The sequence below is a fragment of the Microbacterium aquilitoris genome (assembly GCF_031932285.1).
GTDB lineage: Bacteria > Actinomycetota > Actinomycetes > Actinomycetales > Microbacteriaceae > Microbacterium > Microbacterium aquilitoris.
In genome coordinates, this window is the sequence record NZ_JAUZVT010000002.1 from 36,189 (window position 1) to 60,744 (window position 24,556).

24 protein-coding genes are annotated in these 24,556 nt (G+C 68.5%); 23 read left to right on the forward strand and 1 reads right to left on the reverse strand.

What is annotated here, in order from left to right:
• Nucleotide 1 precedes the first annotated feature (1 nt).
• The 3 genes from Q9S78_RS06955 to sucD all read left to right on the forward strand — a co-directional run bounded on the left by Q9S78_RS06955 (nucleotide 2) and on the right by sucD (nucleotide 3,008).
• Nucleotides 2-766 (forward strand): phosphotransferase, encoded by a 765-nt coding sequence (locus Q9S78_RS06955; RefSeq protein ID WP_311869764.1) that lies wholly within the window; start codon nucleotides 2-4, stop codon nucleotides 764-766.
• A 135-nt stretch (nucleotides 767-901) separates the two neighbouring features.
• Nucleotides 902-2,068 carry an ADP-forming succinate--CoA ligase subunit beta gene (gene sucC, locus Q9S78_RS06960; RefSeq protein WP_020096637.1) on the forward strand — a complete coding sequence of 389 codons (1,167 nt, stop codon included), beginning with the start codon at nucleotides 902-904 and terminating at the stop codon, nucleotides 2,066-2,068.
• A 37-nt stretch (nucleotides 2,069-2,105) separates the two neighbouring features.
• Nucleotides 2,106-3,008 carry a succinate--CoA ligase subunit alpha gene (gene sucD / locus Q9S78_RS06965; RefSeq protein WP_018188891.1) on the forward strand — a complete coding sequence of 301 codons (903 nt, stop codon included), beginning with the start codon at nucleotides 2,106-2,108 and terminating at the stop codon, nucleotides 3,006-3,008.
• A 144-nt stretch (nucleotides 3,009-3,152) separates the two neighbouring features.
• On the opposite strand, the gene Q9S78_RS06970 is transcribed toward sucD, so the two are convergent.
• Complete coding sequence (locus Q9S78_RS06970; protein ID WP_020096639.1) at nucleotides 3,153-4,580, reverse strand: NCS2 family permease; 1,428 nt, start codon at nucleotides 4,578-4,580, stop codon at nucleotides 3,153-3,155.
• 109 nt (nucleotides 4,581-4,689) lie between these two features.
• Between Q9S78_RS06970 and Q9S78_RS06975 the strand changes: the two genes are divergently transcribed.
• The 20 genes from Q9S78_RS06975 (at nucleotide 4,690) to Q9S78_RS07070 (ending at nucleotide 24,552) form a co-directional block, all read left to right on the forward strand.
• Nucleotides 4,690-6,033: a cell division protein PerM gene (locus tag Q9S78_RS06975; protein ID WP_311869767.1), complete on the forward strand. Its 1,344-nt coding sequence runs from the start codon at nucleotides 4,690-4,692 to the stop codon at nucleotides 6,031-6,033.
• A 4-nt stretch (nucleotides 6,034-6,037) separates the two neighbouring features.
• Nucleotides 6,038-6,619, forward strand: coding sequence for a phosphoribosylglycinamide formyltransferase (purN, locus tag Q9S78_RS06980; protein ID WP_020096641.1), 582 nt, complete (start codon nucleotides 6,038-6,040; stop codon nucleotides 6,617-6,619).
• A 55-nt stretch (nucleotides 6,620-6,674) separates the two neighbouring features.
• Entirely contained in the window at nucleotides 6,675-8,282 is a 1,608-nt protein-coding gene (gene purH / locus Q9S78_RS06985) for a bifunctional phosphoribosylaminoimidazolecarboxamide formyltransferase/IMP cyclohydrolase (RefSeq protein WP_018188887.1), read from the forward strand.
• Nucleotides 8,283-8,391: 109 nt separating this feature from the next.
• Complete coding sequence (locus Q9S78_RS06990) at nucleotides 8,392-9,090, forward strand: WXG100-like domain-containing protein (protein WP_020096643.1); 699 nt, start codon at nucleotides 8,392-8,394, stop codon at nucleotides 9,088-9,090.
• Between the two features lie 97 nt (nucleotides 9,091-9,187).
• Nucleotides 9,188-9,880, forward strand: a complete 693-nt coding sequence (locus tag Q9S78_RS06995; RefSeq protein ID WP_231370859.1) for a hypothetical protein — start codon at nucleotides 9,188-9,190, stop codon at nucleotides 9,878-9,880.
• Between the two features lie 2 nt (nucleotides 9,881-9,882).
• Nucleotides 9,883-10,983 carry a hypothetical protein gene (locus tag Q9S78_RS07000; RefSeq protein WP_311869769.1) on the forward strand — a complete coding sequence of 367 codons (1,101 nt, stop codon included), beginning with the start codon at nucleotides 9,883-9,885 and terminating at the stop codon, nucleotides 10,981-10,983.
• On the forward strand, nucleotides 10,980-11,555 hold the full coding sequence (locus tag Q9S78_RS07005) for a hypothetical protein (RefSeq protein WP_155900274.1): 576 nt from the start codon (nucleotides 10,980-10,982) through the stop codon (nucleotides 11,553-11,555). Before Q9S78_RS07000 ends, Q9S78_RS07005 begins: the two co-directional genes overlap by 4 nt.
• A 75-nt stretch (nucleotides 11,556-11,630) precedes the next feature.
• A complete protein-coding gene (locus tag Q9S78_RS07010; protein ID WP_018188882.1) occupies nucleotides 11,631-12,332 on the forward strand; it encodes a hypothetical protein in 702 nt (233 codons plus the stop codon).
• Nucleotides 12,333-12,344: 12 nt separating this feature from the next.
• Nucleotides 12,345-12,956: a hypothetical protein gene (locus Q9S78_RS07015; RefSeq protein ID WP_116228519.1), complete on the forward strand. Its 612-nt coding sequence runs from the start codon at nucleotides 12,345-12,347 to the stop codon at nucleotides 12,954-12,956.
• 25 nt (nucleotides 12,957-12,981) lie between these two features.
• The gene (locus Q9S78_RS07020) at nucleotides 12,982-13,854 is read left to right on the forward strand and encodes a hypothetical protein (protein WP_311857794.1); all 873 of its coding nucleotides are present in this window, start codon (nucleotides 12,982-12,984) and stop codon (nucleotides 13,852-13,854) included.
• Entirely contained in the window at nucleotides 13,851-15,182 is a 1,332-nt protein-coding gene (locus tag Q9S78_RS07025; protein ID WP_311857792.1) for an RDD family protein, read from the forward strand. The genes Q9S78_RS07020 and Q9S78_RS07025 overlap by 4 nt, the downstream gene beginning before the upstream one ends.
• Nucleotides 15,183-15,237: 55 nt before the next feature.
• Entirely contained in the window at nucleotides 15,238-19,833 is a 4,596-nt protein-coding gene (locus Q9S78_RS07030; RefSeq protein ID WP_311857789.1) for a type VII secretion EssC family protein, read from the forward strand.
• Nucleotides 19,834-19,917: 84 nt separating this feature from the next.
• A complete protein-coding gene (locus tag Q9S78_RS07035; protein ID WP_018188878.1) occupies nucleotides 19,918-20,616 on the forward strand; it encodes a WXG100 family type VII secretion target in 699 nt (232 codons plus the stop codon).
• Nucleotides 20,617-20,652: 36 nt separating this feature from the next.
• Complete coding sequence (locus tag Q9S78_RS07040; RefSeq protein WP_256335311.1) at nucleotides 20,653-21,249, forward strand: polymorphic toxin type 15 domain-containing protein; 597 nt, start codon at nucleotides 20,653-20,655, stop codon at nucleotides 21,247-21,249.
• 10 nt (nucleotides 21,250-21,259) lie between these two features.
• Entirely contained in the window at nucleotides 21,260-21,820 is a 561-nt protein-coding gene (locus Q9S78_RS07045) for a GAD-like domain-containing protein (protein ID WP_018188876.1), read from the forward strand.
• Nucleotides 21,821-21,902: 82 nt separating this feature from the next.
• Nucleotides 21,903-22,463: a GAD-like domain-containing protein gene (locus Q9S78_RS07050; RefSeq protein WP_311857784.1), complete on the forward strand. Its 561-nt coding sequence runs from the start codon at nucleotides 21,903-21,905 to the stop codon at nucleotides 22,461-22,463.
• 36 nt (nucleotides 22,464-22,499) lie between these two features.
• On the forward strand, nucleotides 22,500-23,060 hold the full coding sequence (locus Q9S78_RS07055) for a GAD-like domain-containing protein (protein WP_018188874.1): 561 nt from the start codon (nucleotides 22,500-22,502) through the stop codon (nucleotides 23,058-23,060).
• Between the two features lie 126 nt (nucleotides 23,061-23,186).
• Nucleotides 23,187-23,747: a GAD-like domain-containing protein gene (locus Q9S78_RS07060; RefSeq protein WP_020096652.1), complete on the forward strand. Its 561-nt coding sequence runs from the start codon at nucleotides 23,187-23,189 to the stop codon at nucleotides 23,745-23,747.
• Between the two features lie 181 nt (nucleotides 23,748-23,928).
• Entirely contained in the window at nucleotides 23,929-24,219 is a 291-nt protein-coding gene (locus Q9S78_RS07065) for a WXG100 family type VII secretion target (protein ID WP_231370862.1), read from the forward strand.
• 108 nt (nucleotides 24,220-24,327) lie between these two features.
• Nucleotides 24,328-24,552, forward strand: a complete 225-nt coding sequence (locus tag Q9S78_RS07070) for a hypothetical protein (protein WP_018188871.1) — start codon at nucleotides 24,328-24,330, stop codon at nucleotides 24,550-24,552.
• The last annotated feature ends 4 nt before the right edge of the window (nucleotides 24,553-24,556 follow it).

The following is a 24,556-nucleotide window of genomic DNA, read 5'->3' on the forward strand; positions in this document are numbered from 1 at the left end:
GATGCCGCACGAGGAAGCACCGCACGAGGAAGCACTGTCCGGCGGCAACGCGAGCGGTGCCGTCGTCCGGATCGGCGACACCGTCCGCAAGCCCTGGACGGCGTCGACGGCGAGCGTCACGGCATACGTCCGCGCACTCCGCGACGCCGGGATCGATGCGCCCGAGCCGCGGGGACGCGACGAGGGGGGACGCCAGGTGATCGAGTTCGTCCCCGGCGAGCTCGCGATCGAGCGGGGGCCGATGCCGCCGGACGACCTCTACCGCGTGGGGATGATGGTGCGCGCGATCCACGATGCGAGCGCCGCCTACGTCGTCCCCGCGGGGAGCGTGTGGCAGAGCGCGATCGCTGCCCCGGGGGCCGAGCTCGTCTGCCACAACGACCTCGCACCGTGGAATCTCGTGCAGGGGGAGCGGTGGGTGTTCATCGACTGGGATGCCGCAGCCCCCAGCACCCGGCTGTGGGACCTCGCGTACGCCGCGCAGTCCTTCGCGCTCAACGACACCTCGGTGCCGCCGGACGACGCCGCCCGGGGATTGGCTGCCCTCGTGGACGGGTACGGCGCCGGTACCGCGCTGCGTCACGGGCTGCCGGAGGCGATGGTCGAGCGCACGGCGGCCATGCACGAGCTCCTCCGCCGTTCCCACGGGACCGGAACGGAGCCGTGGTCGTCGATGTTCGTGCAGGGGCACGGGGACCACTGGCGGAGGGTCACCGCGTACGTCGAGCGCCATCGCGAGATCTGGGCGAGGGTGCTGCGGGAGTGAGCCCGACCCTGCCGAACGAGGGGATCGGAGCGCGGGGCACTCAGGCGCGGGTAGTAGGCTTTTCGACCGGGCGATCTCTCGACATCGAGATAATTCCGCGCCCGTAACCCCGCCGTCGCCCAGCGAAGGATTGCAGTGGACCTTTACGAGTACCAGGCACGAGACCTGTTCGAGAAGTACGAGGTGCCGGTGCTCGCCGGCATCATCGCCGACACCCCTGAGGAGGCGAAGGCGGCTGCCGAGAAGATCGGCGGCGTGGTCGTCGTCAAGGCTCAGGTCAAGACCGGAGGTCGCGGCAAGGCCGGCGGCGTCAAGGTCGCCAAGACCCCCGACGAGGCCTACGCGGCAGCCGAGGCCATCCTCGGCCTCGACATCAAGGGCCACGTCGTCCAGCGCGTCATGGTCGCCCAGGGCGCCGACATCGCCGAGGAGTTCTACTTCTCGGTGCTGCTCGACCGCTCGAACCGCTCCTACCTGAGCCTCTGCTCGGTCGAGGGCGGCATGGAGATCGAGGAGCTCGCCGTCGAGCGCCCCGAGGCGCTCGCGCGCGTCGAGGTCGACCCGCTGCAGGGCATCGACAAGGCCAAGGCCGTCGAGATCGCGAAGGCCGCGAACTTCCCCGAGGACCTCGTCGAGAAGGTCTCGGATGTGTTCGTCAAGCTCTACGACGTCTACAAGGGCGAGGGTGCGACCCTCGTCGAGGTGAACCCGCTCGTCCGCACGGGCGCCGGCGACATCGTCGCCCTCGACGGCAAGGTCTCGCTCGACGAGAACGCCAGCGAGGTCCGCCACCCCGAGCACGAAGAGCTCGAGGACAAGGGTGCCGCAGATCCGCTCGAGGCGAAGGCGAAGGCATCCGGCCTCAACTACGTCAAGCTCGACGGCCAGGTCGGCATCATCGGCAACGGCGCCGGGCTCGTCATGTCGACCCTCGACGTCGTCGCCTACGCCGGCGAGAACCACGGCGGCGTCACGCCCGCCAACTTCCTCGACATCGGTGGCGGCGCGAACGCGCAGGTCATGGCGTCGGGTCTCGACGTCATCCTCGGCGACGAGCAGGTCAAGAGCGTCTTCGTCAACGTCTTCGGCGGCATCACGTCGTGCGTCGCCGTCGCCGAAGGCATCGTGAAGGCCCTCGAGATCCTCGGCGACGCGGCCACCAAGCCGCTCGTCGTCCGCCTCGACGGCAACCAGGTCGACGAGGGTCGTGCGATCCTCGCCGAGGCCAATCACCCGCTCGTCACGCTCGCCGCCGGTATGGACGAGGGCGCCGACAAGGCCGCCGAGCTGGCGAACGCCTGAGCCGCGCGAAGATTACCGAGACACAGGGACAACAGACATGTCTATCTACCTCAACAAGGACTCCAAGGTCATCGTCCAGGGCATCACCGGCGGTGAGGGCACCAAGCACACCGCCCTCATGCTGAAGGCCGGGACGAACGTCGTCGGCGGCGTCAACGCCCGCAAGGCCGGCACGACCGTCACCCACGAGAAGCCGCACGAGGGCGAGGTCGAACTCCCCGTCTTCGGCTCGGTCGCCGAGGCCATCGAGAAGACCGGCGCTGACGTCTCCATCGCGTTCGTGCCGCCGGCCTTCACGAAGGACGCCATGATCGAGGCGATCGACGCCGAGATCCCGCTGCTCGTCGTCATCACCGAGGGCGTCCCCGTCGGCGACACCGCCGAGGCCTGGGCCTACGCCAAGAGCAAGGGCAACAAGACCCGCATCATCGGTCCGAACTGCCCCGGCATCATCACCCCCGGTGAGGCGCTCGTCGGCATCACGCCCGCGAACATCACCGGCAAGGGACCGATCGGCCTCGTGTCGAAGTCGGGAACCCTGACGTACCAGATGATGTTCGAGCTCCGTGACCTCGGCTTCTCGACCGCCATCGGCATCGGCGGCGACCCGGTCATCGGCACGACGCACATCGACGCCCTCGAGGCGTTCGAGGCCGACCCCGAGACCAAGGCCATCGTCATGATCGGCGAGATCGGCGGCGACGCCGAAGAGCGCGCGGCCGACTACATCAAGGCGCACGTGACGAAGCCGGTCGTCGGCTACGTCGCCGGCTTCACCGCTCCCGAGGGCAAGACCATGGGCCACGCCGGCGCCATCGTCTCGGGCTCGGCGGGCACCGCGCAGGCCAAGAAGGAGGCCCTCGAGGCCGCCGGCGTCAAGGTCGGGAAGACCCCGTCCGAGACCGCCGACCTGATGCGCGCCATCATCGAGGCGCTCTAAGCCAGACAGAGCGAAGGGGCGGATGCTGCGGCATCCGCCCCTTCGTCGTCCCCGGAACTCCATCGCAACGACCGAGGTCCCGATCCGGCCGGGAATGCGCGAGGCATAACCGGCCCGATCGGGACCTCGGGGCAGCGAACGCGGTCAGGCGCCGATGAGCGCCTCGATCGGGCCGCGCGCGAAGTAGATCACGAAGCCGGCTGCGACGATCCACAGCAGCCAGTGGACCTGCTTGGCCTTGCGGGCGAAGACGTTCACGACGACCCAGCTGATGAAGCCCGCCCCGATGCCGTTGGCGATCGAGTAGGTCAGCGGCATGACGGTCGCGGTGAGGAACACCGGCAGCAGGACGCTGAAGTCCGACAGGTCGATGTTCTTGATCTGCGCGAGCATGAGCGCACCGACGAGCACGAGCGCCGCCGCGGCGACGTAGCCGGGGACGATCGAGGTGAGCGGCGTGAAGAACATCGCCAGCAGGAACAGCACACCCGTCACGACGTTCGCGAGCCCGGTGCGCGCTCCCTCGCCGATGCCCGAGCCGGACTCGACGAACACGGTCGCCGACGACGACGAGGTCGCACCACCGGCGATCGCGCCGACGCCCTCGACGATCAGCGCCGACTTGATGCGCGGGAAGTCGCCCTTGTCGTTCGCGAGACCCGACTCCTTCGCGAGGCCCGTCATGGTCCCCATCGCGTCGAAGAAGTTCGAGAACACGAGCGTGAAGACGATCATGACGACCGACACGATCCCGATCTTCGCCCAGTCGAAGCCGAAGTCGATCTTGCCGACGAGCTCGAAGTTGGGCAGGGCGACGATCTTCAGCCCGTCGAGCTTGAGGCCCAGCGCCGTCGGCCAGATCGCGTTGACGATGTAGCTGATGACCGTGCCGCCGACGAGGCCGATCAGCAGCGCACCCTTGACGCGGAGGGCCATCAGGATGCCGGAGAGGAAGAGCGTGACGACGAACATGACGGTGCTGATCGTCGTGATCGAGCCGCCCACGCCGAGGTCGAGCGGGGGAGAGGCGTTGCCCGTCGCGGTGACGAAGCCGGCGTTGACGAAGCCGATGAAGGCGATGAACAGGCCGATGCCGACCGTGATCGCGAGCTTCAGCTGGACGGGGACGGCATCGAAGATCATCTTCCGCAGGCCCGTCGCGGCCAGCAGCACGATGATCAGACCGTTGATGACGACGAGCGCCATGGCCTCGCCCCACGTGACCTGGCCGACGACCGAAAAGGCGAGGAAGGCGTTGATCCCGAGCCCCGCCGCGAACGCGAACGGCAGGCGCGTGACGAGACCGAAGAGGATCGTCATGACACCGGCGGTCAGGGCGGTCGAGGTCGCGACGGCGGTGCCGTCGAGGACCGTGCCGGCGACGTCGGGAGTCGACAGGATGATCGGGTTGAGGATGACGATGTAGGCCATCGTCACGAAGGTGACGATGCCGCCGCGGACCTCCGTGCCGACGGTCGAGCCGCGGCCGGTGATGTCGAAGTAGCGGTCGAGGAACGAGGGGGATGCCGGGGCTGCGGCACCGCGGGACGCGCGGGATGTCGTGCTGTTCACCCTCCGAGGGTAGTGGGTCGCCGGGGCACCCGCTGAGGGCGGCCGATCGCTCGTGCCTCCGGTGCGGGAGCCGGGCGCCCGGGCGGACCGCGGGTAAGGTCGGTTCGTTGTGAATCGCCTCCTCGTCTCCCTCCTCGCCGCCGTCGACGCCCTCGTGACCGTCGCGGTCGGTGTCGGCGTCGTCCTCGCGCCGGTGACCCTCGTCTGGGTGTTCGGAGTGAGCGGGGATGCCGACTGGGCGGCGCTCTGGCCGGCGGCCGCCACGATCTGGCAGCTCGGCCACTTCGCGCCCGTCGCGGTGTCGCTTCCGGCGGAGCTCGTCGCCCTCGGCGGCCTGCCCTCGGGCGCTGCCGACTTCACCGTGTCGCTCGCCCCGACGCTGCTCGCCGTCTTCACCGCGATCTCGGCGTGGCGCTCCGGCAGTCGTGCCGCGCGGTCCGGGGCATGGCTGACGGGTGTCGCCGCAGGAACGGTCGCCGTCGCGGTGCTCTCGACGATCATCGCGCTCACCGGGCGGACCGGTGTCGCCGCGGTCGATCTCGGCGCAGCGGTCGCCGGGCCCACGCTCGTCTTCGCCGTCCCCGCCCTGCTCGGCGCGCTGGTCCGGGCATGGAGCGAGGGCGACGACGGCATCGTCGACGCCGTCAGCGAGCGCCTTCCCGACGACGTCCAGAACGCGGTGGATGCCGGTGCCCGCGGCATCGTGATGGCGGCGGCCGGCATCGTGGGGCTCGGCGCCCTCGTGCTCGCCGTCCTCTTCTTCGTCCGCGGCGGAGAGGTGATCTCGCTCACCCAGGCGGCCCAGGTCGATCTGCCCGGTGTGATCGTCCTCGCCCTCGGGAGCCTCTTCTATCTGCCCACCCTCGTCGTGTGGTTCGCCGGGTTCGCCGTCGGTCCCGGATTCGCGATCGGCAGCGGCACGGCGGTGTCACCGGCCGCCACCAGCCTGGGAGTCGTGCCGGGGATCCCCGTGCTCGGCGTCATCCCCGACTCGACCTCGCCCTGGCTCCTGCTCCTGGCGCTGGCGGTCGTCGGACTGGGCGTCGTCGCCGGGTCCGTCGCACGCGCCTCGCTGCTGGTCGGATCGACGGCGGATGCCGAGCCCCTCCGCCCGCGCCTGGTCGCCCTCGGTGTCACGGTCGTCGGGACCGGGCTCGTCGTCGGGGTGTTCGCCGGAGCCGCGCGCGGCTCGATCGGCCCCGGCCGGCTCGCCGAGGTCGGACCCGAACCGTGGCTCGTCGCCCTCGTCGCCGCGGTCGAGGTCGGAGTGGGTGCTGCCGTCATGCTGCTCTCGCCGCGCCGTGCGGATTCCGATCGGCCGGCTGCGGCATCCGTCCCGCGCGACGCGCCCGCGGTGTCCACGCCCGCGACGCCGACGTCGACGGCGCAGACGCGTCGTGAGTCCGCCGGGGCGGTCTCGCCCGACGAGTTCCCCACCGCCCCGCTAGACTGACCCGGTGCTCACGGTCGCCGTTCTCATCTCGGGCACGGGATCCAATCTGCGTGCTCTCCTGGACGCCGCGAGCGAGCCCGACTTCCCCGCCCGCGTGATCGTCGTCGGAGCCGACCGGCAGGCCGACGGCTTCGCCCACGCCGAGGCCTACGGCATACCGACGTTCATGGTCCCGTTCCAGGAGTTCGACAGTCGCGAGGCGTGGGGCGACGAACTGCTCGCACACCTCGGCGTGTGGAAGCCCGACCTCGTCGTGCTGAGCGGCCTCATGCGACTGTTGCCGGCCGCCGTCGTCGCCGCGTGGGCTCCTCGGCTCATCAACACCCACCCCGCGTACCTGCCGGAGTTCCCCGGCGCCCACGGCGTCCGCGATGCGCTCGCCGCGGGAGCATCGCAGACCGGTGCAAGCGTCATCGTCGTGGACGACGGCGTCGACACAGGTCCGATCCTCGCGCAGGAGCGGGTCCCGGTGCTCCCGGACGACACCGAGCACACTCTGCACGAGCGCATCAAGCCGGTGGAGCGGCGCCTGCTCATCGACGTCGTCCGTCGCATCGCGACCGGCGAACTCGCCCTCACCTCCTGACCCGCACCACCCCCTGAACCGACACCCGAACGCCCCCGACTCGAGGAGTTCCCGCATGGCCGGCCCGCAGATCGACCCGTCCCTCTACCGCGCACGCGACGTCGTGCCCGTCCGTCGCGCGCTCGTCTCGGTGAGCGACAAGACCGGGCTGCTCGAGCTCGGTCAGGCTCTCGCAGCCGCCGATGTCGAGATCGTCTCGACGGGCGGATCGGCAGCGCTCCTGCGCGACGCCGGCATCGCCGTCAAGGACGTGTCCGAGGTCACCGGCTTCCCCGAGTCGCTCGATGGACGCGTCAAGACGCTGCACCCCAGCGTGCACGCGGGGCTCCTGGCCGACCTCCGCCTGGAGGACCACGAGAGCCAGCTGGGCGAGCTCGGCATCCTGCCCTTCGAGCTCGTCGTCGTGAACCTGTACCCCTTCGTCGAGACGGTCGCCTCGGGCGCCCAGGGCGATGCCGTCGTCGAGCAGATCGACATCGGCGGCCCCGCGATGGTGCGCGCCTCGGCGAAGAACTACGCCAACGTCGCGATCGCCGTCTCGCCCGAGTCGTACCCCGCGATCGTCGATGCCCTCGGGCAGGGCGGCACGACCCTCGCGCAGCGCCGCGAGCTCGCCGCCCGCGCGTTCGCGCACACGGCAGCGTACGATCGCGCGGTCGCGACCTGGTTCGCCGAGGAGACGCTCGACGCCGAGGGCGACCTGCCGCAGCACCTGACGATCAAGGCCGAGCGCCTGGCGACCCTCCGTTACGGCGAGAACTCGCACCAGCGCGCCGCGATCTACTCGCGCGTCGGCGGTCACGGCATCGCGCAGGCGACGCAGCTGCAGGGCAAGGAGATGTCCTACAACAACTACGTCGACGCGGATGCCGCGCTCCGCGCCGCGTTCGACCTCGTCAAGCCGGCGGTCGCCATCATCAAGCACGCGAACCCGTGCGGCATCGCGATCGGCGCACCCCAGGCGCTCGACCCGATTGCCTCCGCGCACCTGCGCGCGCACGAGTGCGACCCCGTGTCGGCTTTCGGTGGCGTCATCGCCGCCAACCGCACCGTCACGCTCAAGATGGCCGAGAACCTCCGCGACATCTTCACCGAGGTCATCGTCGCGCCCGACTTCGAGCCCGAGGCGCTCGAGGTGTTCCGGCTGAAGAAGAACCTCCGGGTCCTGCAGCTCCCCGCCGACTGGCGTCAGGAGCCCATGGACGTCCGCCTCGTCTCGGGCGGCCTCCTGCTGCAGGATGCCGACCGCTTCCCGAACGAGATCGAATCGCTCGTGGACTCGTGGCAGCTCGTCTCGGGGGAGCGCCCCGCGGACAGCGAGCTGGAGAACCTCTCGTTCGCGTGGAAGAGCTGCCGCGCCGTGAAATCCAACGCGATCGTGCTCGCCAAGAACTCGGCGACGGTCGGGATCGGCATGGGGCAGGTCAACCGCGTCGACTCGTGCCGCCTGGCCGTGGAGCGTGCGGGCGAGCGTGCCGCCGGGTCGGTCGCGGCATCCGATGCGTTCTTCCCGTTCGCCGACGGACCGCAGGTTCTGCTGGATGCCGGCATCACGACGATCATCCAGCCGGGCGGATCCGTGCGCGACCAGGAGGTCATCGACGCCGCGCAGGCCGCCGGCGTGACGATGTACTTCACGGGCGAGCGGCACTTCTTCCACTGAGCGGGTCGGTTGGCCACGAATCATAGCGGGTGAGGGGGAGGGCAGTTCTCCCCATCGAAATCGATCGCTCTGATCACCTACTCTCTTGGCGGGAGGTTCCGCTATGGGAATGATGTTGCCGAACGAGCTGATCTGGGTGATGGAGAAGCTCGGGTTCGATTGGCCCGACATCGACGAGGACGAACTGCGCCGCGGCGGCCAGATCATCTCGACGTTCCGGGACGAGCTCGAGAACAAGATCCAGGTGATGGACCGCAAGGTCAACACCGACATCGCCGGCGCTATGCGCGGTCAGGCGGGCCCGGCCTACGTCAGCGCCTGGAACACGAACCGTTCCCAGAACCTCCAGAAGCTCATGGACATCCTCGGGCCCGTCCCGCCGGGTGTCGAGATCGCGGCCGGCGGCGTCACCGCGCTCAAGATCAAGGTCATAGCCGACGTGACCTCTACGATGATCACCCTCGTCGCCATGCTGACGAACCCCGTGACCGCCGTCGGCGCCGGCCCCATGCTCCTCATCAAGAAGAAGCTGCTGAACGCGGCCGTCGACATCGCGGTGGAGCAGGTGCTCAACCAGGTCCTGCCGATGGTCATCGAGCCGCTGGCGAACGAACTCCCGGGCGTCATCATGGCGGCGCTCGACTCGCCGATCGTCGAAGCGGTCGCCGGCGACCCCGACGAGTTCTACGCCGACCTTCAGGCGCTCGAATCCGCTCAGGGCGAGATGGAGCAGCACGCGGCCGACGTCGAGGGTCTCACCGACCGGCTCATGTCCGACCTCGCGAGCCTGAACATCGGAGGCGATTGACAGTGCCGGATTCGGTGACCTCGCATTCCGAGCCGGATGCCGCCGCACACAGACGACTGGCGATGAACGATTCGACGGGATTGAACAGATCATGAAGATGGGCGAAGTCATCCGTCCGCTGAAGGACTCGCTGGACGGTGTGCCGGTGCACGTCCGGCAGCTGTCGGATATGTTCCGCAAGCACGGGCAGAAGCAGAACCGGAACACCAGTCGGGTCGACGACCTCGACGCGACGAACGTTCCCGAACCGCTGCGCGACGGCTGGAAGAAGGATTCCTGGCACACCCCGGACCGCGTGGTCGGTTCGGGTAAGCCGAACCGCCCCTATCCGGCGGAGTACCTCGACGCGGACTACATCCAGCAGCACCTGCAGCGGTTCGAGGGCGGTGCGACCCGGTTCTACCGGACCGAGAGCCTGAACAATTACGGCCCCGGCAACCAGGGCACGACGTTCGTCTTCCCGACCTCCGAGATCGACAACATCATCACGCAGGCGGACGGCGACCCGAAGAAGCTCGGCGTCATGCTCGGCCTCGGCGAGAACTTCTTCGTCGACGCCGACGGTAAAGCGGTCGACATCACCCGCGCGGACTTCAACTACGAGGAGATCGTCAACGGCAACCTCCGGATGCCGCGCGGGAACGAGGCGGGCGCGAACGAGGCGTGGATCCCGGGTGGTTATCTGCCTGAAGGCATCCCCGAGGCGGTGCTGAGCACCCACCCCGACGCCGTCAAGGGCGACCCGTCCGCCGGCGGGACGTGGGGCACGTACACGCCGTTCGGGCTGTGAGCGTGGCAGCCGCCTCCGGCGACGTCCGCTACCCCCGTCGGTTCGAGATCTTCCGGTTGGAAGCCCTGGGCGACGCCCCGTTCTTCACCGACGAGGACGCGCGGGAGCAGTACGAGCAGGGCCGTCGGCTCGCCGTGACGGATGCCGGCTCCCCGCCGACCTGGTACCTCGACATCCTGCCGGGGCAGCAGCGGTTCACGGTCACCTTCTACTCGTCCTACAAGACCCCCATCCGCGAGGTCGTGTGGGAGGCGACGGCCGGCCGCCTTCTCCGGCGACGCACGCTCGACCTCTTCTACCCCGAAGGGGACCCGAAGCGTCGAGTCCCGTACTCGCAGCTCCTGACGGTCGATCAGCACGGGTACGCCGACGGGGTCGCGCGCATCGAGCGGTCATCGCCGATCGACGAGGATGTGTTCGCGGAGATCACCGTGAGCGAGCAGGAGCGTATCGACGTCCCCGAGTTCGGTGCGTGGTCGGCGCTGATCGAGGCATCCGCTCCGACCGATGTGAGCCGTTTCGATCTGGACGCGATCGAGGCCGCGGAGGAGTACGTGCGGGCCGCGATCGCCGCCGGTGAACCTCTCGCCGTTCCCGGCCGGTGGAGTCTCCCCGCTTCCGCGTCGACGGTCCTGGGCACCGTGACCGCTCTCACCGCCTTCGAGCCGACGCCGTCGCTCGTGCCGGTCATCGAGCGCGACGCGGCGAAGATCCTCCCGGTGTTCGTGCAGGGGGCATCCCCTCGGCAGTCGGGCCTTGACGCCCGCGAGGAGCAGCGGCGCGTCGACGACCTGGCGTCCGACCTTGCCGGCGCGCTCGAGTATGCGGCGGGACGGCCGATCGCCTTCCCGCTCGACCAGCGGGGCGACGGCCCGGTCGCGGAATACGCGGCATCCCTTCGTGACGCGAATGCGCGAACCGCCCAGTGGTGGACGCTGAACGAGACAGGTGTCGTGGTCGTGCGTTCGGGCGACGAGGATGCCGGTGACCTGGCGCTCGCCGTCCATCTGGTCCCGGCGAGGTGGGTCTCGGGGCGGAGTGGGACGCCGACAGGGCGCGCGCCGGCCGATCTTCGCTGGTCGCGGGCGGAGATCGCCGGGTGACCGCCGCCCCGTCGGGAGGAAGCGGGTGGATCACCGGACACCCGCGCGTGGCCGCCGGCGTGGCGGTTGACGGTGACGGCGTCCTGATGACGGGCGAGCGCATCGTCGGCGCCGCCGAGGAGCTTCTCGTTCGTCCTGGAGCGGAGCTCGAGGAGGGGGAACTGCTCCCGGGAGTGCCCGTGATCCGTCGAGGGGAAGCATGGATCATCCCGCTGTCGTGGCAGCCGCCCGCGGCCAGTGCGCCTGGCAGCGCCCTGCGACGCCGCTCCGAGGACCTGCGTTCGAGCATCCGATCGGCATGCGAGTTCCGCTACGGTTTCGGGATCGTCGCGGACCTCGAGAAAGCTCCTCCCGCCAACCCCTACCTCCGAGAGCTCCGACGTCAGGGAGCGCGGTTCGCCGGGTGGTGGGCGACGGAGGGCAAGGCTCTCGTCCTCGTCGTGCACGGTGCCCCCGTTCCCGAGCCCGTGTCGGCTGCCGCCCTGCACGTCGTTCCGCTGGGCTGGGTCTCCGACGCGCGGCCCGCACGGCGGGTGCCGGAGGTCGATGTCGGATGGAGCGGGCCCTTCTAGACGGGCAGCCGGTTGATACGCAAGACCTATGTGCCCTCCAACGGGCGTGGTTAGCATCTTCAGCAGGGGGGATACATGGGAATCGGAGAAGTCATCCGGCCGCTCAAGAACTCGCTGGACGGGGTTCCCGTTCACGTTCGGCAGCTCGCCGAGATGTTCCGCAAGCACGGTCAGAGGCAGGGGGACAACACCGCTCGCGTGACCGATCTCGATGCCACCGATGTCCCGGAGGCCCTCCGGAACGGGTGGAAGGGCGACTGGACGCCGAGCGACGTCGTCAAAGTGCCTCAGGGGCAGCGACCGCATCCGTCCGAGTACCTCGACGCGGAGTACATCCGTCAGCATCTCGATCAGTTCTCCGACGGTGCGACCCGCATCTACAAGAAGCCCAGCCTCGACGGCTATGGGCCGGGTAACAACTCCGGGCCGGACGGCAGGAACACGACCTACGTGTTCCCGACCGACAAGCTGGGCGACGTCATCCGCGCGGCCGATGGCGACCCCGTCAAGCTGAGCGACGCGCTGGGATTGCCGAAGGACTTCTTCGTCGGTGCGGAAGTGGAGCTTCGCGATTTCGCGCCGCACGAACTCGACGGACTCACGGTCCCCACGGGCAACGAGGGTGGAACGGATCTCGAAAAGTGGATTCCTGGGGGCTACCTGCCCAGCGGTATCCCCGAAGCCGTGATCGATATCCCGGAGACGGCCACCGGCCTCAACAACGGCGGATTCGACCCGTCCTATTGGCCGGGTACCCCGCGTCATTTCGAGCTGTAGGCGGACACCCTCATGCGTGATGACACCGACCTCTGGCGGGGCCGGTCCGAAGCTTTCGGGCCGGCGTCCGCCGTCGGCGGCGCGGTTCTCCCTTACGAGGGGAGAACCGCACTGCAGGCGCCCGACGGGCTTCCGGCCGCGGTCTTCCGCGCGGATGTCGACGGGTGGGCGACCCCGTCCACGCCGGTCCTCGTCCGCGGACGAGCGAAGATCCTGCCGCTCGCGTGGTCCGGCGACCCGACGGCATCCGTCCGTACCGTCGACACGGCCGAGATCGATGCCCTCGCCGAGCAGATGCTCGCCGCCGGCATGCACTGGGCCGGCAACTGGCGCGTGCTCGAGCTCGTGGAGCGGCGAAGCGACAGCATCGGCTCATACGCCGACGCCCTCCGCACGGCGGGGGCGACCCGGGTGGATTGCTGGACGTACTCGCATGAGGTGGGGCTCTCGCTCGTCTGGGCGGGGAGAGCGGATGCCGGCACGGCATCGCTCGCGCTCCACGTCGTCCCGGCGTCGTGGGTGTCCGAGCCGCGTGCAGGCAAACCGGTGAAGAACATCGACGTGCGATGGTCGTGGCACGACGTCGTCGGACTTTTCGAGCACGACCGAGGATTTAGTCTGTGAGCAAGCTGATGAGAGGGCTGGACCAATGAGTGCTGTCGACGGAATCGCCACCGATGTGACCCTTCGGATCTACGGTGCGAGCGAGCTCGGCGTGCTGTCGCAGACCGCTCCCGGCGCCGCCCACCCCCGCGTGGAGTACGTCGGCGGCGAGGTGTTCGTCGGGCTCGATCACCGCGACGGCAACGCCCCCGTCACCCAGGGTGAGACCGACGGGGCGGATGCGGACTTCCGCGATGCCGTGCGTTGGGCGATCTCCGCTGCGGGCGACAGCCCCGTCGAGGGAGCGAGCTCACTCGTCATCACCGAGGAGGCGCTCGCCGCCGCCATGCTTCTCGACCCCTCGCGACTCGCGGGTGCGGGTCTGTCCGGGGCGCCGGTGGCGTTCCCCTATGCGCGGGATCGCGTCATCATCGTGGGCGCGGACGACGACACCGCGATCGGGCGCGTTCTCGACGTCGCCGAGCAGCTGTACGAAGCGGAGCAGCCGCTCGTCAGCGCGCACCCCATCGTCCTGACCGACGACGGTTGGGCGCCGTTCCCGTGGCGCGAGCGTCTGCCCGAGCTGGAGATGCGTTTCGAGCGGGTGCTGCGCCTGTTCTCGGTGCGCGCATACGACGTGCAGACGGCCGCGTTGCAGCGACCCGACGTTCACATCGCTCCCGCGAAGATCCAGGTCCTCGAGTCCGGCGTGACGACGACCTTCGCGGCATGGCCGCAGGGCACCGCGACACTGCTCCCCGTGGTCGACAACGTCATCATCGCCGACCCCGCCGGCACCCTCAGCGTCGCGACGATGACCGAGTTCCTCGACGCCGCCGGCGATGCGGTGATCCGGACCGGACTGTCACCCGCTCGCTACTTCGTGCCGGGTGACGAACCGGACTCCTCGCAGGCATGATCTGGGAGATCGATCAGCCCGAGGACCGACCCGACGGCGTTGACGCCCTCGGACGGCCCGATCCGGCGTACGCCGCGGCCCTGGGGCTCATCCGTGCCCCGTTCGGCCGTCGGTCGATGGCGTACGTCATCGACATGCTCGTCTGGGTCGTGCTGCAGCTTCCCCTGTGGCTGGGGGCGCTGCCCCTGCTGATGAAGCTCGCGACCGGCTCGATCTCGCCCTATGGCCTCGTCAACCATCCCGACTTCGTGCTGGCCGCTGTCATGGCGGCCGTCTCGGTCGCTCTCTCGCTCGCGCTCACGATCGTCCAGTGGATCCTGCAGGCGCGCCGCGGACTGACGATCGGCAAGGGGTTCATGGGACTTCGCAGCGTCAACGTCCGCACCCTGGAGCGACCCGGCGCGGGTCCTGTCCTCCTCCGTGCTCTCATCGTCGGGGCGGCCGGCATCATCCCGGTCATCGGCACGGCCGTCATCCTCGCCTCGCCGACCTTCGATTCGACGGAGCGCGGGCGGGGCTTCCACGACCGCGCTGCACGGATGTGGCTCGTCGACGTCAAGCTCGGGCTGAACCCGTACGACGAGAAGCGGATGCGGATCGCCCGGAAGGCGGTGAAGGCGGAACCCGTGCGCGAGCGCGCCGAGCGCCCCTCGTTGGCCACCTCGACGCGTCCCGGCACCACTCCCGAGTACCGGCCGGGCAACCGCATCAGCGCCGGTGTCCTCGGCGTCGTTCGGTCGAAGGACGGCACCCCCGATGCGGGGAAGGATGCCGCGCCTGCGCCTGCGGCAGGATCGGCCCCGGTCATCGACGCCGCCCCCGGTGTCGACGAATCGCGACGCACCCCGTTGCCGGATCGCGGGACCTTCGTACCCGCGGAACCGGTCGGTGGTCCCGAGGCGGCTGTCGCCGTGCCGACGTCCGCCCCCGCCGAAGCCCCGGCTCCGGCTGTCGCGCCTGCGCCCGTATCGCCGTCGCGGCCGGAACCTGCGCCTGCGCCCGCGTCCCGGATCGGCCTTCGCTTCGACACGGGGGAGACCGTCGTCCTGTCGGCGGCGCTCCTCGTCGGACGCGATCCCGACCCCGCGTCCACCCCCGGGGCCGAACCGACCCGGCTGACCGACGAGAGCCGGTCGCTGTCGAAGACCCACGCACTGCTCGTCCCGACGCGAGGCGGCCTCGAGCTCATCGACCGCGGGTCGACCAACGGCAGCGCCGTCATCCATGCGGGTGCGGAGACGCCGGCGGTCCCCGGTGTCGCCCTGCCTGCCGCCGTCGGAGACACCGTCCGTCTCGGCGACCGCCTCGCTGAGATCGTCGTGTTGTGATCGTCTTGCCCGCCCCCGTCGAACGAACGCGACCCCATCCCTTCGGAGAAGACTCATGCGGCTGAAGCTCACCCTGCACCGGCAGGGCAACGACCCCGTCGACATCGTCGTGACGGCGGACTCGACCGCGACGGTCGGCGACGTCGCCCGCTACATCGCGGCGTCCGATCCGATGCGGACCACGACCTTCGCAGAGGACGACGTCCTCACTCTGTCGGTCGCGCCGCCCACGGCCTCGCGCGCCGTGGAGCTGCCGCACGACCTGCCGATCGGTGAAGCGCCCATCGGGTCGGGATTCGCGGCATCCATCGTCAACTACGGGGCCGGGTACATCAAGGCCGGTCGCGGCGAGACGGTCGGCATCCTCAGAGCTCTCGCGGGGCCGCTCGCCGGGCAGGAGTTCGCGCTGTCAGCGGGTCACGTGTCCATCGGCCGCGACCCGAGCAATGACGTCGTACTGGCCGACCCGCTGGTCTCCAAGCGGCATGCCCGCCTCGAGGTCGGGACGTACGCCGAGGTCGTCGACCTGAACTCCGCCAACGGCGTGCTCGTCGAAGGCGTCGAGGTGCAGCGCGTCCGCGTCGAGGACGGTCGTCCGTTCGTCATCGGCAACACGACCCTCGCGGTGTACCTGACCCGTTCGTGGGACGGGGCGGCGACCGAGGATCCGGTCATCGAGCGCGGCGGAGGCCTGCTCTTCAACCGCAGCCCTCGCGTCGAGGTGCGGTACCCGGGGACCCGTTTCAAGCCCCCGCGCCTGCCCACCGAGAAGATCGGCAAGATCTTCCCGTGGCCGATCATGGTCGCGCCCATCCTCATGGGTGCTGCCCTCTTCGCGCTCAACGGCAACCCCCGCTCCCTGCTGTTGATCGTCATGACCCCGCTCATGGCGTTCGGCAACCTGATCAACCAGTCGGTGCAGAGCCGCAAGAGCGAGGACCACGAGCGGCTGCTGTTCGAGCGTCAATTCGAGCAGCTCGAAGAGGATCTCTTCCGCGGCAAGCCTGAGGAGGAAGCAGCGCGCGACGCGGAGGTGCCGGCCGTGGCCGACGTCTTCGAAGAGGCCATGCGCCTCGGTCCGCTCCTGTGGACCAGGCGTCCCGAGCACTGGAACTTCCTCGCGCTGCGTCTCGGCACCTGCTCGCTTCCGGCTCGCAACGGGATCGACGACGCCGAGACCCCCGACGGACTCCCCGAGTACATCGACCGTGTCGATCGGCTGCGGCTGCGCTACGCGACGGTCGACAACGTCCCCGTCTTCGAGACCTTCCCCACTGCCGGATCCATCGGCATCGCCGGCCCACGCGCCCTCGTCGCCGACGTCATGCGCGGCGTCGCCGTGCAGGTCTTCGGGCTGCACGCCCCGAACGACGTCGTCACGGTGGCGTTCTCGGATTCCTCCTGGACCCCCGAGCTCGAATGGCTCAAATGGCTGCCGCACACATCCGCCGAGCGGAGCCCGTTCCGCGGTGCGGCGCTCGCCGATTCCGCCCCGAGCGGCGCGGCCCTTCTCAACTCGCTCGAGGAGTACGTGCGGCGCGCCGCAGGCGGTGGCACCGGAGCGCCCCGCGGACCTTTCAAGGACGACTGGAACCCGCTCCTCTACGGCACCGATGTGGCTCGCGCCGCTGAGGATCGAACCAAGACACCTCCCGTGTCCGTCATCGTGTTCGTCACCGGGGATGCACCGGTCGACCGCGGTCGGCTGACGGATGTGCTCGAGAGGGGCGCCGACCACGGGGTCCACGCCATCTTCATCTCGGAGACCGTGGAATCCCTTCCCGCCGTCTGCCGCAGCTTCATCGAACTGACGTCGGATCTCGGTGACGCTCGGGTCGGTCTCGTGCGCAACGGCGAGAGCTTCGAGCACGTCGCCGTGGAGGGCGTCTCCAACGCGTACATGGAGATGTTCGCGCGGCGGCTGGCTCCGGTCGTCGATGCGAGCACCGTGGTGCACGACGCATCCGACATCCCGAACGCGGTCATGTTCCTCCAGCTCATCGACCCGGCCATCGCCGAGAACCCGAACGCCGCCATCGAGCGCTGGCGGCAGAACAACACGATCCTCGACCGCACGCCCACGCCGCGGCCACGGCTCAAGAAGGCGGGCACGCTCCGCGCCATCATCGGCCAGGGCCCGAGCGACGCGATGGCGCTCGACCTCCGGACGCAGGGCCCGCACGCCCTCGTCGGTGGGACGACCGGCTCGGGCAAGTCCGAGTTCCTGCAGGCGTGGGTGCTCGGTATGGCGGCGGCGCACAGCCCCGACCGCGTCACGTTCCTCTTCGTCGACTACAAGGGCGGGTCCGCATTCGCGGACTGCGTCGACCTGCCGCACTGCGTCGGCCTCGTGACCGACCTCAACCCTCACCTCGTGCGACGCGCGCTCACCAGCCTCCGGGCCGAACTGCAGCACCGCGAGCACCTGCTGAATCGCAAGAAGGCCAAGGACCTCCTCGAACTCGAGAAGCGCCAGGACCCCGAATGCCCGCCCTCGCTCGTCCTGGTGATCGACGAGTTCGCCGCGCTCGCATCTGAGATGCCGGAGTTCGTGGACGGCGTGGTCGACATCGCCCAGCGCGGCCGCTCCCTCGGCATCCACCTCATCATGGCGACCCAGCGTCCCGCCGGCGTCATCAAGGACAACCTCCGCGCCAACACGAACCTGCGCATCGCGCTCCGAATGGCGGATGAGGCCGACTCGCGCGACGTGGTCGACGACGACGTCGCGGCGAGCTTCCCGGCATCCGTCCCCGGTCGTGCGATCGCGAAGACCGGTCCCGGCCGGCTCGTCCCCTTCCAGTCCGCGTACACCGGCGGGTGGACCAGCCAGGAGGAGACGACGGTCGCCGAGGTGCGCGTGGCCGAGCTGCGTTTCGGTGCGGCCCCCGAGTGGGAGCCGGATCGCCCCGCCGAGTCGGACTCCCACGAGGAGGACCTCGGCCCCAACGACCAGAAGCGCATCGTCTCGACGCTCGTCGCCGCGCGGGAGCTCGCCGAGCTGCCGCTCCCGCGACGTCCGTGGCTCGACGACCTCTCTCCGCTCGTCGACCTGGCCGATCTCGAGAACGGCGGCGACACCCGCATCCCGATCGCCCTCATGGACGTCCCCGAGAAGCAGATGCAGGAGTCGGCGGCCTTCGTCCCCGATCGCGACGGCTCCCTCGTCGTCTACGGCACGTCGGGGTCCGGCAAGTCGACCGTCCTCAAGACGATCGGCACCGCCGCGGGCATGCGTCCCGACCGCGGCCGCGTGAACGTGTACTGCCTCGACTTCGCCACCGGTGCCCTCGGCGCGCTGTCGGCGCTGCCGCACGTCGGATCGGTCGTCGACGGGTCCGACGTGGAGCGTATCCAGCGTCTGTTCCGCACCCTCGACAGCGAGATGGACCGGCGGGCGACGGCGTTCTCGGCCGCGAGCGCGGCGACGCTGCAGGAATACCGCGAGATCGCGGATCCGAACCTCCCGCGCATCATCCTCCTCATCGACAACTTCCCCGAGTTCAAGAAGGACTGGGAGGTCGCCCCCGGGCGCGGGCCGTTCTACCGCACCTTCATGCGGATCCTCGGCGAAGGCCGCACGCTCGGCGTCCACACGGTGCTGACGGCGGACCGCGGCAACGCGGTACCGAGCGCGGTCGCCTCGAACATCCCGCGCAAGGTCGTGCTGCGCATGGGCGACCCCTCGCAGTACATGCTGCTGGGCACGCCGCGTGACGTGCTGGACGAGCAGTCCGCCCCCGGTCGCGCGGTGATCGACGGCCACGAAGCGCAGATCGCCGTCCTCGGCGGCACCTCGAACGCGGTGGAGCAGACGAAGGCGCTCGGTTTGCTGGGCGAGAAGCTCCGCGCCGAGGGCGTGCGGGATCTGCCCGAGATCGGCGCGCTGCCGACGGCGGTGCCGGCGTCCGACATGCCGGCACGGGTCGACGGGATGCCGGTGTTCGGCGTCGCGGACGACACGCTGTCGGCGCACGGTTTCGAGCCGATCGGTTCGTTCGTGATCTCCGGGCCCCCGGCATCCGGTCGCACCAACGGCCTCAAGTCGCTCGTCATGGCGATGGAGCGCTTCGACCCGGGCGTGCAGATGTACCACTTCGGCAGCCGCAGGTCCGAGCTCAAGGACTTCCGTCCATGGGTGAAGAGCGCCACGCGCCCCGACGACGAGAAGGAGCTCGCGACCGAGCTGACGGAACTCGTCACGCGGGAGCTGTCGGAGGGTCGCATCCTGATCGTCATCGAGGACATGCCCCACCTCTCGGACGGACCGGCGGACCGCCCCATGCGAGCGCTCCTGCAGGCCATGAACGACAGCGAGCACATGCTGATCGGCGAGGCCGAGATCTCCCGCGCGAGCGGCAGCATCGGCGTCCTCGGCGAGTGGAAGGCCGGCAGGCAAGGCATCGTGCTCAAGCCCGACACGTACGACGGCGAGGCGATCTTCAAGACGCCGTTCGGTCGTGTCAAGCGGTCGGACTTCCCCGTCGGCCGCGGCATCTTCGTGCAGGCGGGTCGCGCCGTCACCGTGCAGATGCCGCTCGTCGCCGACGTCGCGCCTGCCGCGGAACCGGTCGTCAGCGTGCCGACGACGCGTGCCGCGGCTCGCGAAGCGGTGACAGCGGATGCCGCGGGCGCGACGCTGGGGGCATAACCCTCGATCGAAACGGGGACTTCTCCCCATGTACGTGGCGACGAGTCTTTTCTACTCTCGAGAGGGAGGTGATGCGCTGTGGGCATGATGCTGCCGAACGAACTGATCTGGGTGATGGAGAAGCTCGGATTCGAATGGCCCGACGTCGACGAGGACGAACTGCGACGCGGTGCGCAGATCGTCTCCCACTTCCGGGACGACCTCGAGGACTCCCTGCAGGCCATCGACCGGAAGGTGAACGGGGACCTGGCCGCGGCGATGCGGGGCCAGGCGGGGCCTGCGTTCGTGTCGGCGTGGAACACCAACCGGTCGCAGAATCTGCAGAAACTCGTCGACCTGCTGGGGCCTGTTCCGCCCGGGATGGACATCGCCGCCGGCGTCGTGCTGGGACTCAAGATCAAGGTCATCGCCGACGTCACGACGACGATGATCGCGCTGGTCGGCATGCTCACGAACCCGGTCACCGCGGTCGGTGCCGGCCCTATGCTCATCATCAAGAAGAAGCTCCTGAACGCCGCGGTCGACATCGCGATCGAGCAGGCGCTGAACCAGATCCTGCCGACCGTCATCGAGCCGCTCGCCGATGAATTACCCGCCGTCGTCATGGCCGCGCTGAACGCTCCGGTCGTCGAGGCCGTGGCCGGCAACCCGGACGAGTTCTACGCCGACCTGCAGGCGCTCGAGCAATCCGAGGAGGAGCTCGATCTGCGCGCGGCCGACATCGAATCGCTGATGGACCGGCTCATGGCCGACCTCGCCGGACTGAACATCACGGGGGACTGACACATGGCTCGAGTCGGAGACGAACTCATCAAGCCGATGCTGCGGGCGCTGGACGACATCCCGGTCCACGGCCGGCAGCTCGGCGACATGGTGCGAGGCTTGCGTGGCAAGCAGCGACGCAACCGCGACGGGATCGAGGACATCGACACGTTCGATGTCACGCTGCGGCCCTTCAAGCGGAACAGGAAGCACGACCCCGTCGAGTACGACCGCCAGTACAACGAGCAGATGGACGCCCTGCAGCAGATGCCGCTGTCCGACTGGCTCCGCAACCGCACCGAATACCTGCAGAACGGCCGCACGCCCGACTCGCTCCGGGCGCAGGAGAACGCTCGCGCGGCTGCGCTCAAGGCAAAGATCTTGGAGCTTCGTGAGCAGGGCCAGAGCCGATCCGAAGCTGCGGAGAATGCGTCATCATGGCTTGCGACGCAAGCTGCCACTCACAGGCTGGACGGCATCGCGGGGGGCAACGTCACTGACATCTCCGGTGTCGGCGACGCTCGCATCAACTCGTCGCTGGGGTCTCAATGGCGGTCTCGCGTGGGTGACATCGACGCCGCCGTCGTCCGGTTCATCCAATCTCATCCGGGGGCGGACCTCTCCGATGTCTACATGAATGTCACCTTCAGATAGGTTGAAAACCATGGTCCAGATCGAAGATTTCGTCGCGCACTCGCCGGTCTCGCAGGAAGTCATAGCCGCGTATCGCGACCGAGTTCCCTCGGAGATCGTCGAGATCTGGGAGCAGTACGGCTACGGCACGTTCGGTGAGGGGTTCATCCGCGTGATCAACCCTTCAGTGTTCGAGGCTGAGCTCGGTGATCGGATCGGGAAAACTCAGGGCGACGGCATCGCGATCCCCGTCATGGTGACCGCCCTGGGCGATCTCATCACCTGGGAGCCGAGCGTCGATTCACTCGTTGCGATTCTCTTCCGGAAGTTCGAAACGGTGGGTCTGGGCTCGCCCAAGACCTTCCTCGGCCTAACTCGCCTCGACGGGGCGGAGCACCTGGAAGAAGAATTCGCGTGGGACCCCTACCCGGAGGCAGTCGCCCGTCATGGGGCCGTGGAGTTCGACGAGTCATTCATCTTCGTCCCGCTGCCGTCGTTGGGTGGTGCGGGCACGGTCGATACTCTGCAGAAACGCCCCACGCTCTCGGCTATTCAGGTAATGGTCGATCTGCAGGGTCCCATCGGCCACTGAATTCGACCGCCCCGGGTCGAGGCTGTCCGCTGGCTCGAGTCGGCGACGAAACCACCATCGTCATCGTCGATAGGTTGTGGGGATGATCGAGTTCGCTGACTTCGTCGAGCATGCACCTGTCGAACCCGACGTTGTCGCCGCGTATCGCGATCGGGTACCCCCGGAACTGGTCGAGGTTTGGGAACAGTACGGATACGGCACGTTCGGTGAGGGTTTCATCCGCGTCATCAATCCCGCCGTCTACGAGGCGGAGCTGGGGGACCGGCTCGGCAAGACCCAGGGCGACGGTATCGCGATCCCCGTCATGGTCACCGGTCTTGGCGATGTGATCACCTGGGAACCCAGTATGGGCGGCCTGATCGCGCTGATGTTCCGTAGCAATCGAGGCGCGGGTTTGGGTAAGGTGTCCAGCTTCCTGACCTTGACGCGTGCAGGCGGCGCGCGTCACCTTGCCCGTGTTCTGGACTGGGATGTATTCCCACAAGCGGTTGCGACGCAGGGCGTACCGGACTTCGACGAATCGTTCATCTTCGTGCCGCTGCCTTCCATGGGTGGTCCGGGCACAGTCGACACTTTGCAGAAGCGGCCGACGATCTCCGCCATCCAGGTCATGGTCGATCTCCAAGGGCCCATCGGTCACTGATCGACCACACCTGGGTTCTTCCCTAGGTTGGAAACCATGGTAGAGATCGCAGATTTCGTCCCGCATGCTCTGGTGGAGCCGGAAGTGATCGCTGCGTACCGTGACCGGGTTCCCGCAGAGATCGTCGAGATCTGGGAGCAGTACGGTTACGGCACGTTCGGGGAAGGCTTCATCCGCGTCATCAACCCTGGCGTGTACGAGGCGGAGCTCGGCGACCGCATCGGTAAGACACAGGGTGACGGGATAGCGATCCCCGTCATGGTGACCGGTCTCGGTGACCTGATCACGTGGGAGCCGAGTCTCAACGGGCTCGTCGTACTCATGTTCAGGAGCAACCGCGGGACGGGGATGGGCAAAGCCGCTACTTTCCTCGGTCTGTTGAAGCTGGACGGCTCGGATTACTTGTCGGAGAAGTTCGGGTGGGATGTCTTCCCTGAGGCGGTCCAGCAGCAGGGGGCGCCCGCATTCGACGAGTCGTTCATCTTTGTTCCCCTTCCTTCCTTGGGTGGACCTGGCACGGTCGACACCCTGCAGAAGCGTCAGACGCTGTCGGCTATCCAGGTCATGGTCGACCTGCAGGGTCCCATCGGGCACTGATCGGCCACAGTCGGATGAAGGAAGCTGTTCGCCTCGCCGGTCCGCGCCGGGCAGCGCCCGGACACCGAGCGCGAACGCCGCGGGGTGGGGTCTCCGCAACGACGGTCTTCGGTTAGCTTGAGGGACATGGTCGAGATTGCTGACTTTGTTCCGCACGCGCCGGTCGAGCCCGAGGTCATCGCGGCCTACCGGGAGAGGGTTCCCGCAGAGATCGTCGAGATCTGGGACACGTACGGGTACGGCACTTTCGCTCACGGTTTTCTTCGAGTGATCAATCCCGCGGTCTACGAGGCTGAACTCGGCGACCGAATCGGCAAGACCCAGGGTGACGGTGTGGCGATCCCCGTCATGGTCACTGGGCTGGGAGATCTCATCACCTGGGAACCCAGTCTGGGTGGACTTGTGGGTCTCATCTTCCGCGAGAACAGAGGCGTCGGCCTGGGGGACGTGGATTCATTCCTTCTTCTCACCGAGGCGGTGGGCTTGGACCATTTGGCCGCGGAGTTCAACTGGGGCGTCTTCCCCGAAGCGGTTGCGACGCAGGGCGCACCGGACTTCGACGAGTCGTTCATCTTCGTTCCCTTACCATCCCTGGGCGGCCCGGGCACGGTCGACACACTTCAGAAACGCCCGACCCTCTCAGCGATCCAGATGATGGTCGACCTACAAGGCCCCATCGGGCACTGAGCGCACGCTCGGAATTGCGCTGTCGATCAGCGCTTCGGCGCGGGGGAGCGACCGGCCCGACGAGCGATTGTCAAGAGGGGACTTCTCCCCATGGGGTGGGAGAGACCTCTTCGCTAGCATCGTTCACGCGGGGGAGGAAACGGGTTCTCCGTACCACGACGAAACGCTGGGAGGCGGGTTCATGGCTCACGATTTTGGTGCAACATACAGCGAGATGGAGAGCGCGGCGCAGCGCCTGCGCGATGGTCGTCAGACTGTCACCGACACGCTGAAGGAACTCCAGGGCATCATCGATGACCTGGTGCAGGACGGCTTCAAGACCGAGAACGCGTCCGAGGCCTACTCGACCGCCTACTCGGAGCTCACGACGTCGCTCGACGACGCCGCTGAGGCCGTCAACGACATGGCTCAGGCGCTCGACCGCATGGCGGACCGCATCCGCGACACGGACGCCGAGCTCGCCGGCGGTTGATCCCTCCACACGCTCACGGGCCGCGATGCGATCTCATGATCCGCATCGCGGCCCGTCGCCTGTGTTCACGATGATTAGGATCAGGATGACGAACGGAGTGTCGCGACGATGACCACCTCGCAGACCTACTGGTACAACCTCTCCACCCAGTCCGTGGTGCGCGACGATCAGCGCCCCTCCGAGGACTGCCTGGGCCCGTTCGCCACCGCGGCAGAGGCCGAGGATTCGCCCGCCGTGCTCATCGAGTACGCGAAGAGCTGGCTCGAGAGCGAAGAGAGCGAGCCGTACCGTCAGATGGCGGCGGAACTCGACGACGACATCGATCGCGCCTGACGCG

Coding starts and splice junctions, on each gene's coding strand:
- Q9S78_RS06955 (WP_311869764.1), top strand. CDS start 2: ATGCCGCACGAGGAAGCACCGCACGAGGAAGCACTGTCCGGCGGCAAC.
- sucD (WP_018188891.1), top strand. CDS start 2,106: ATGTCTATCTACCTCAACAAGGACTCCAAGGTCATCGTCCAGGGCATC.
- purH (WP_018188887.1), top strand. CDS start 6,675: ATGGCCGGCCCGCAGATCGACCCGTCCCTCTACCGCGCACGCGACGTC.
- Q9S78_RS06990 (WP_020096643.1), top strand. CDS start 8,392: ATGATGTTGCCGAACGAGCTGATCTGGGTGATGGAGAAGCTCGGGTTC.
- Q9S78_RS06995 (WP_231370859.1), top strand. CDS start 9,188: ATGGGCGAAGTCATCCGTCCGCTGAAGGACTCGCTGGACGGTGTGCCG.
- Q9S78_RS07010 (WP_018188882.1), top strand. CDS start 11,631: ATGGGAATCGGAGAAGTCATCCGGCCGCTCAAGAACTCGCTGGACGGG.
- Q9S78_RS07015 (WP_116228519.1), top strand. CDS start 12,345: ATGCGTGATGACACCGACCTCTGGCGGGGCCGGTCCGAAGCTTTCGGG.
- Q9S78_RS07020 (WP_311857794.1), top strand. CDS start 12,982: ATGAGTGCTGTCGACGGAATCGCCACCGATGTGACCCTTCGGATCTAC.
- Q9S78_RS07025 (WP_311857792.1), top strand. CDS start 13,851: ATGATCTGGGAGATCGATCAGCCCGAGGACCGACCCGACGGCGTTGAC.
- Q9S78_RS07030 (WP_311857789.1), top strand. CDS start 15,238: ATGCGGCTGAAGCTCACCCTGCACCGGCAGGGCAACGACCCCGTCGAC.
- Q9S78_RS07035 (WP_018188878.1), top strand. CDS start 19,918: ATGATGCTGCCGAACGAACTGATCTGGGTGATGGAGAAGCTCGGATTC.
- Q9S78_RS07040 (WP_256335311.1), top strand. CDS start 20,653: ATGCTGCGGGCGCTGGACGACATCCCGGTCCACGGCCGGCAGCTCGGC.
- Q9S78_RS07045 (WP_018188876.1), top strand. CDS start 21,260: ATGGTCCAGATCGAAGATTTCGTCGCGCACTCGCCGGTCTCGCAGGAA.
- Q9S78_RS07050 (WP_311857784.1), top strand. CDS start 21,903: ATGATCGAGTTCGCTGACTTCGTCGAGCATGCACCTGTCGAACCCGAC.
- Q9S78_RS07055 (WP_018188874.1), top strand. CDS start 22,500: ATGGTAGAGATCGCAGATTTCGTCCCGCATGCTCTGGTGGAGCCGGAA.
- Q9S78_RS07060 (WP_020096652.1), top strand. CDS start 23,187: ATGGTCGAGATTGCTGACTTTGTTCCGCACGCGCCGGTCGAGCCCGAG.
- Q9S78_RS07065 (WP_231370862.1), top strand. CDS start 23,929: ATGGCTCACGATTTTGGTGCAACATACAGCGAGATGGAGAGCGCGGCG.
- Q9S78_RS07070 (WP_018188871.1), top strand. CDS start 24,328: ATGACCACCTCGCAGACCTACTGGTACAACCTCTCCACCCAGTCCGTG.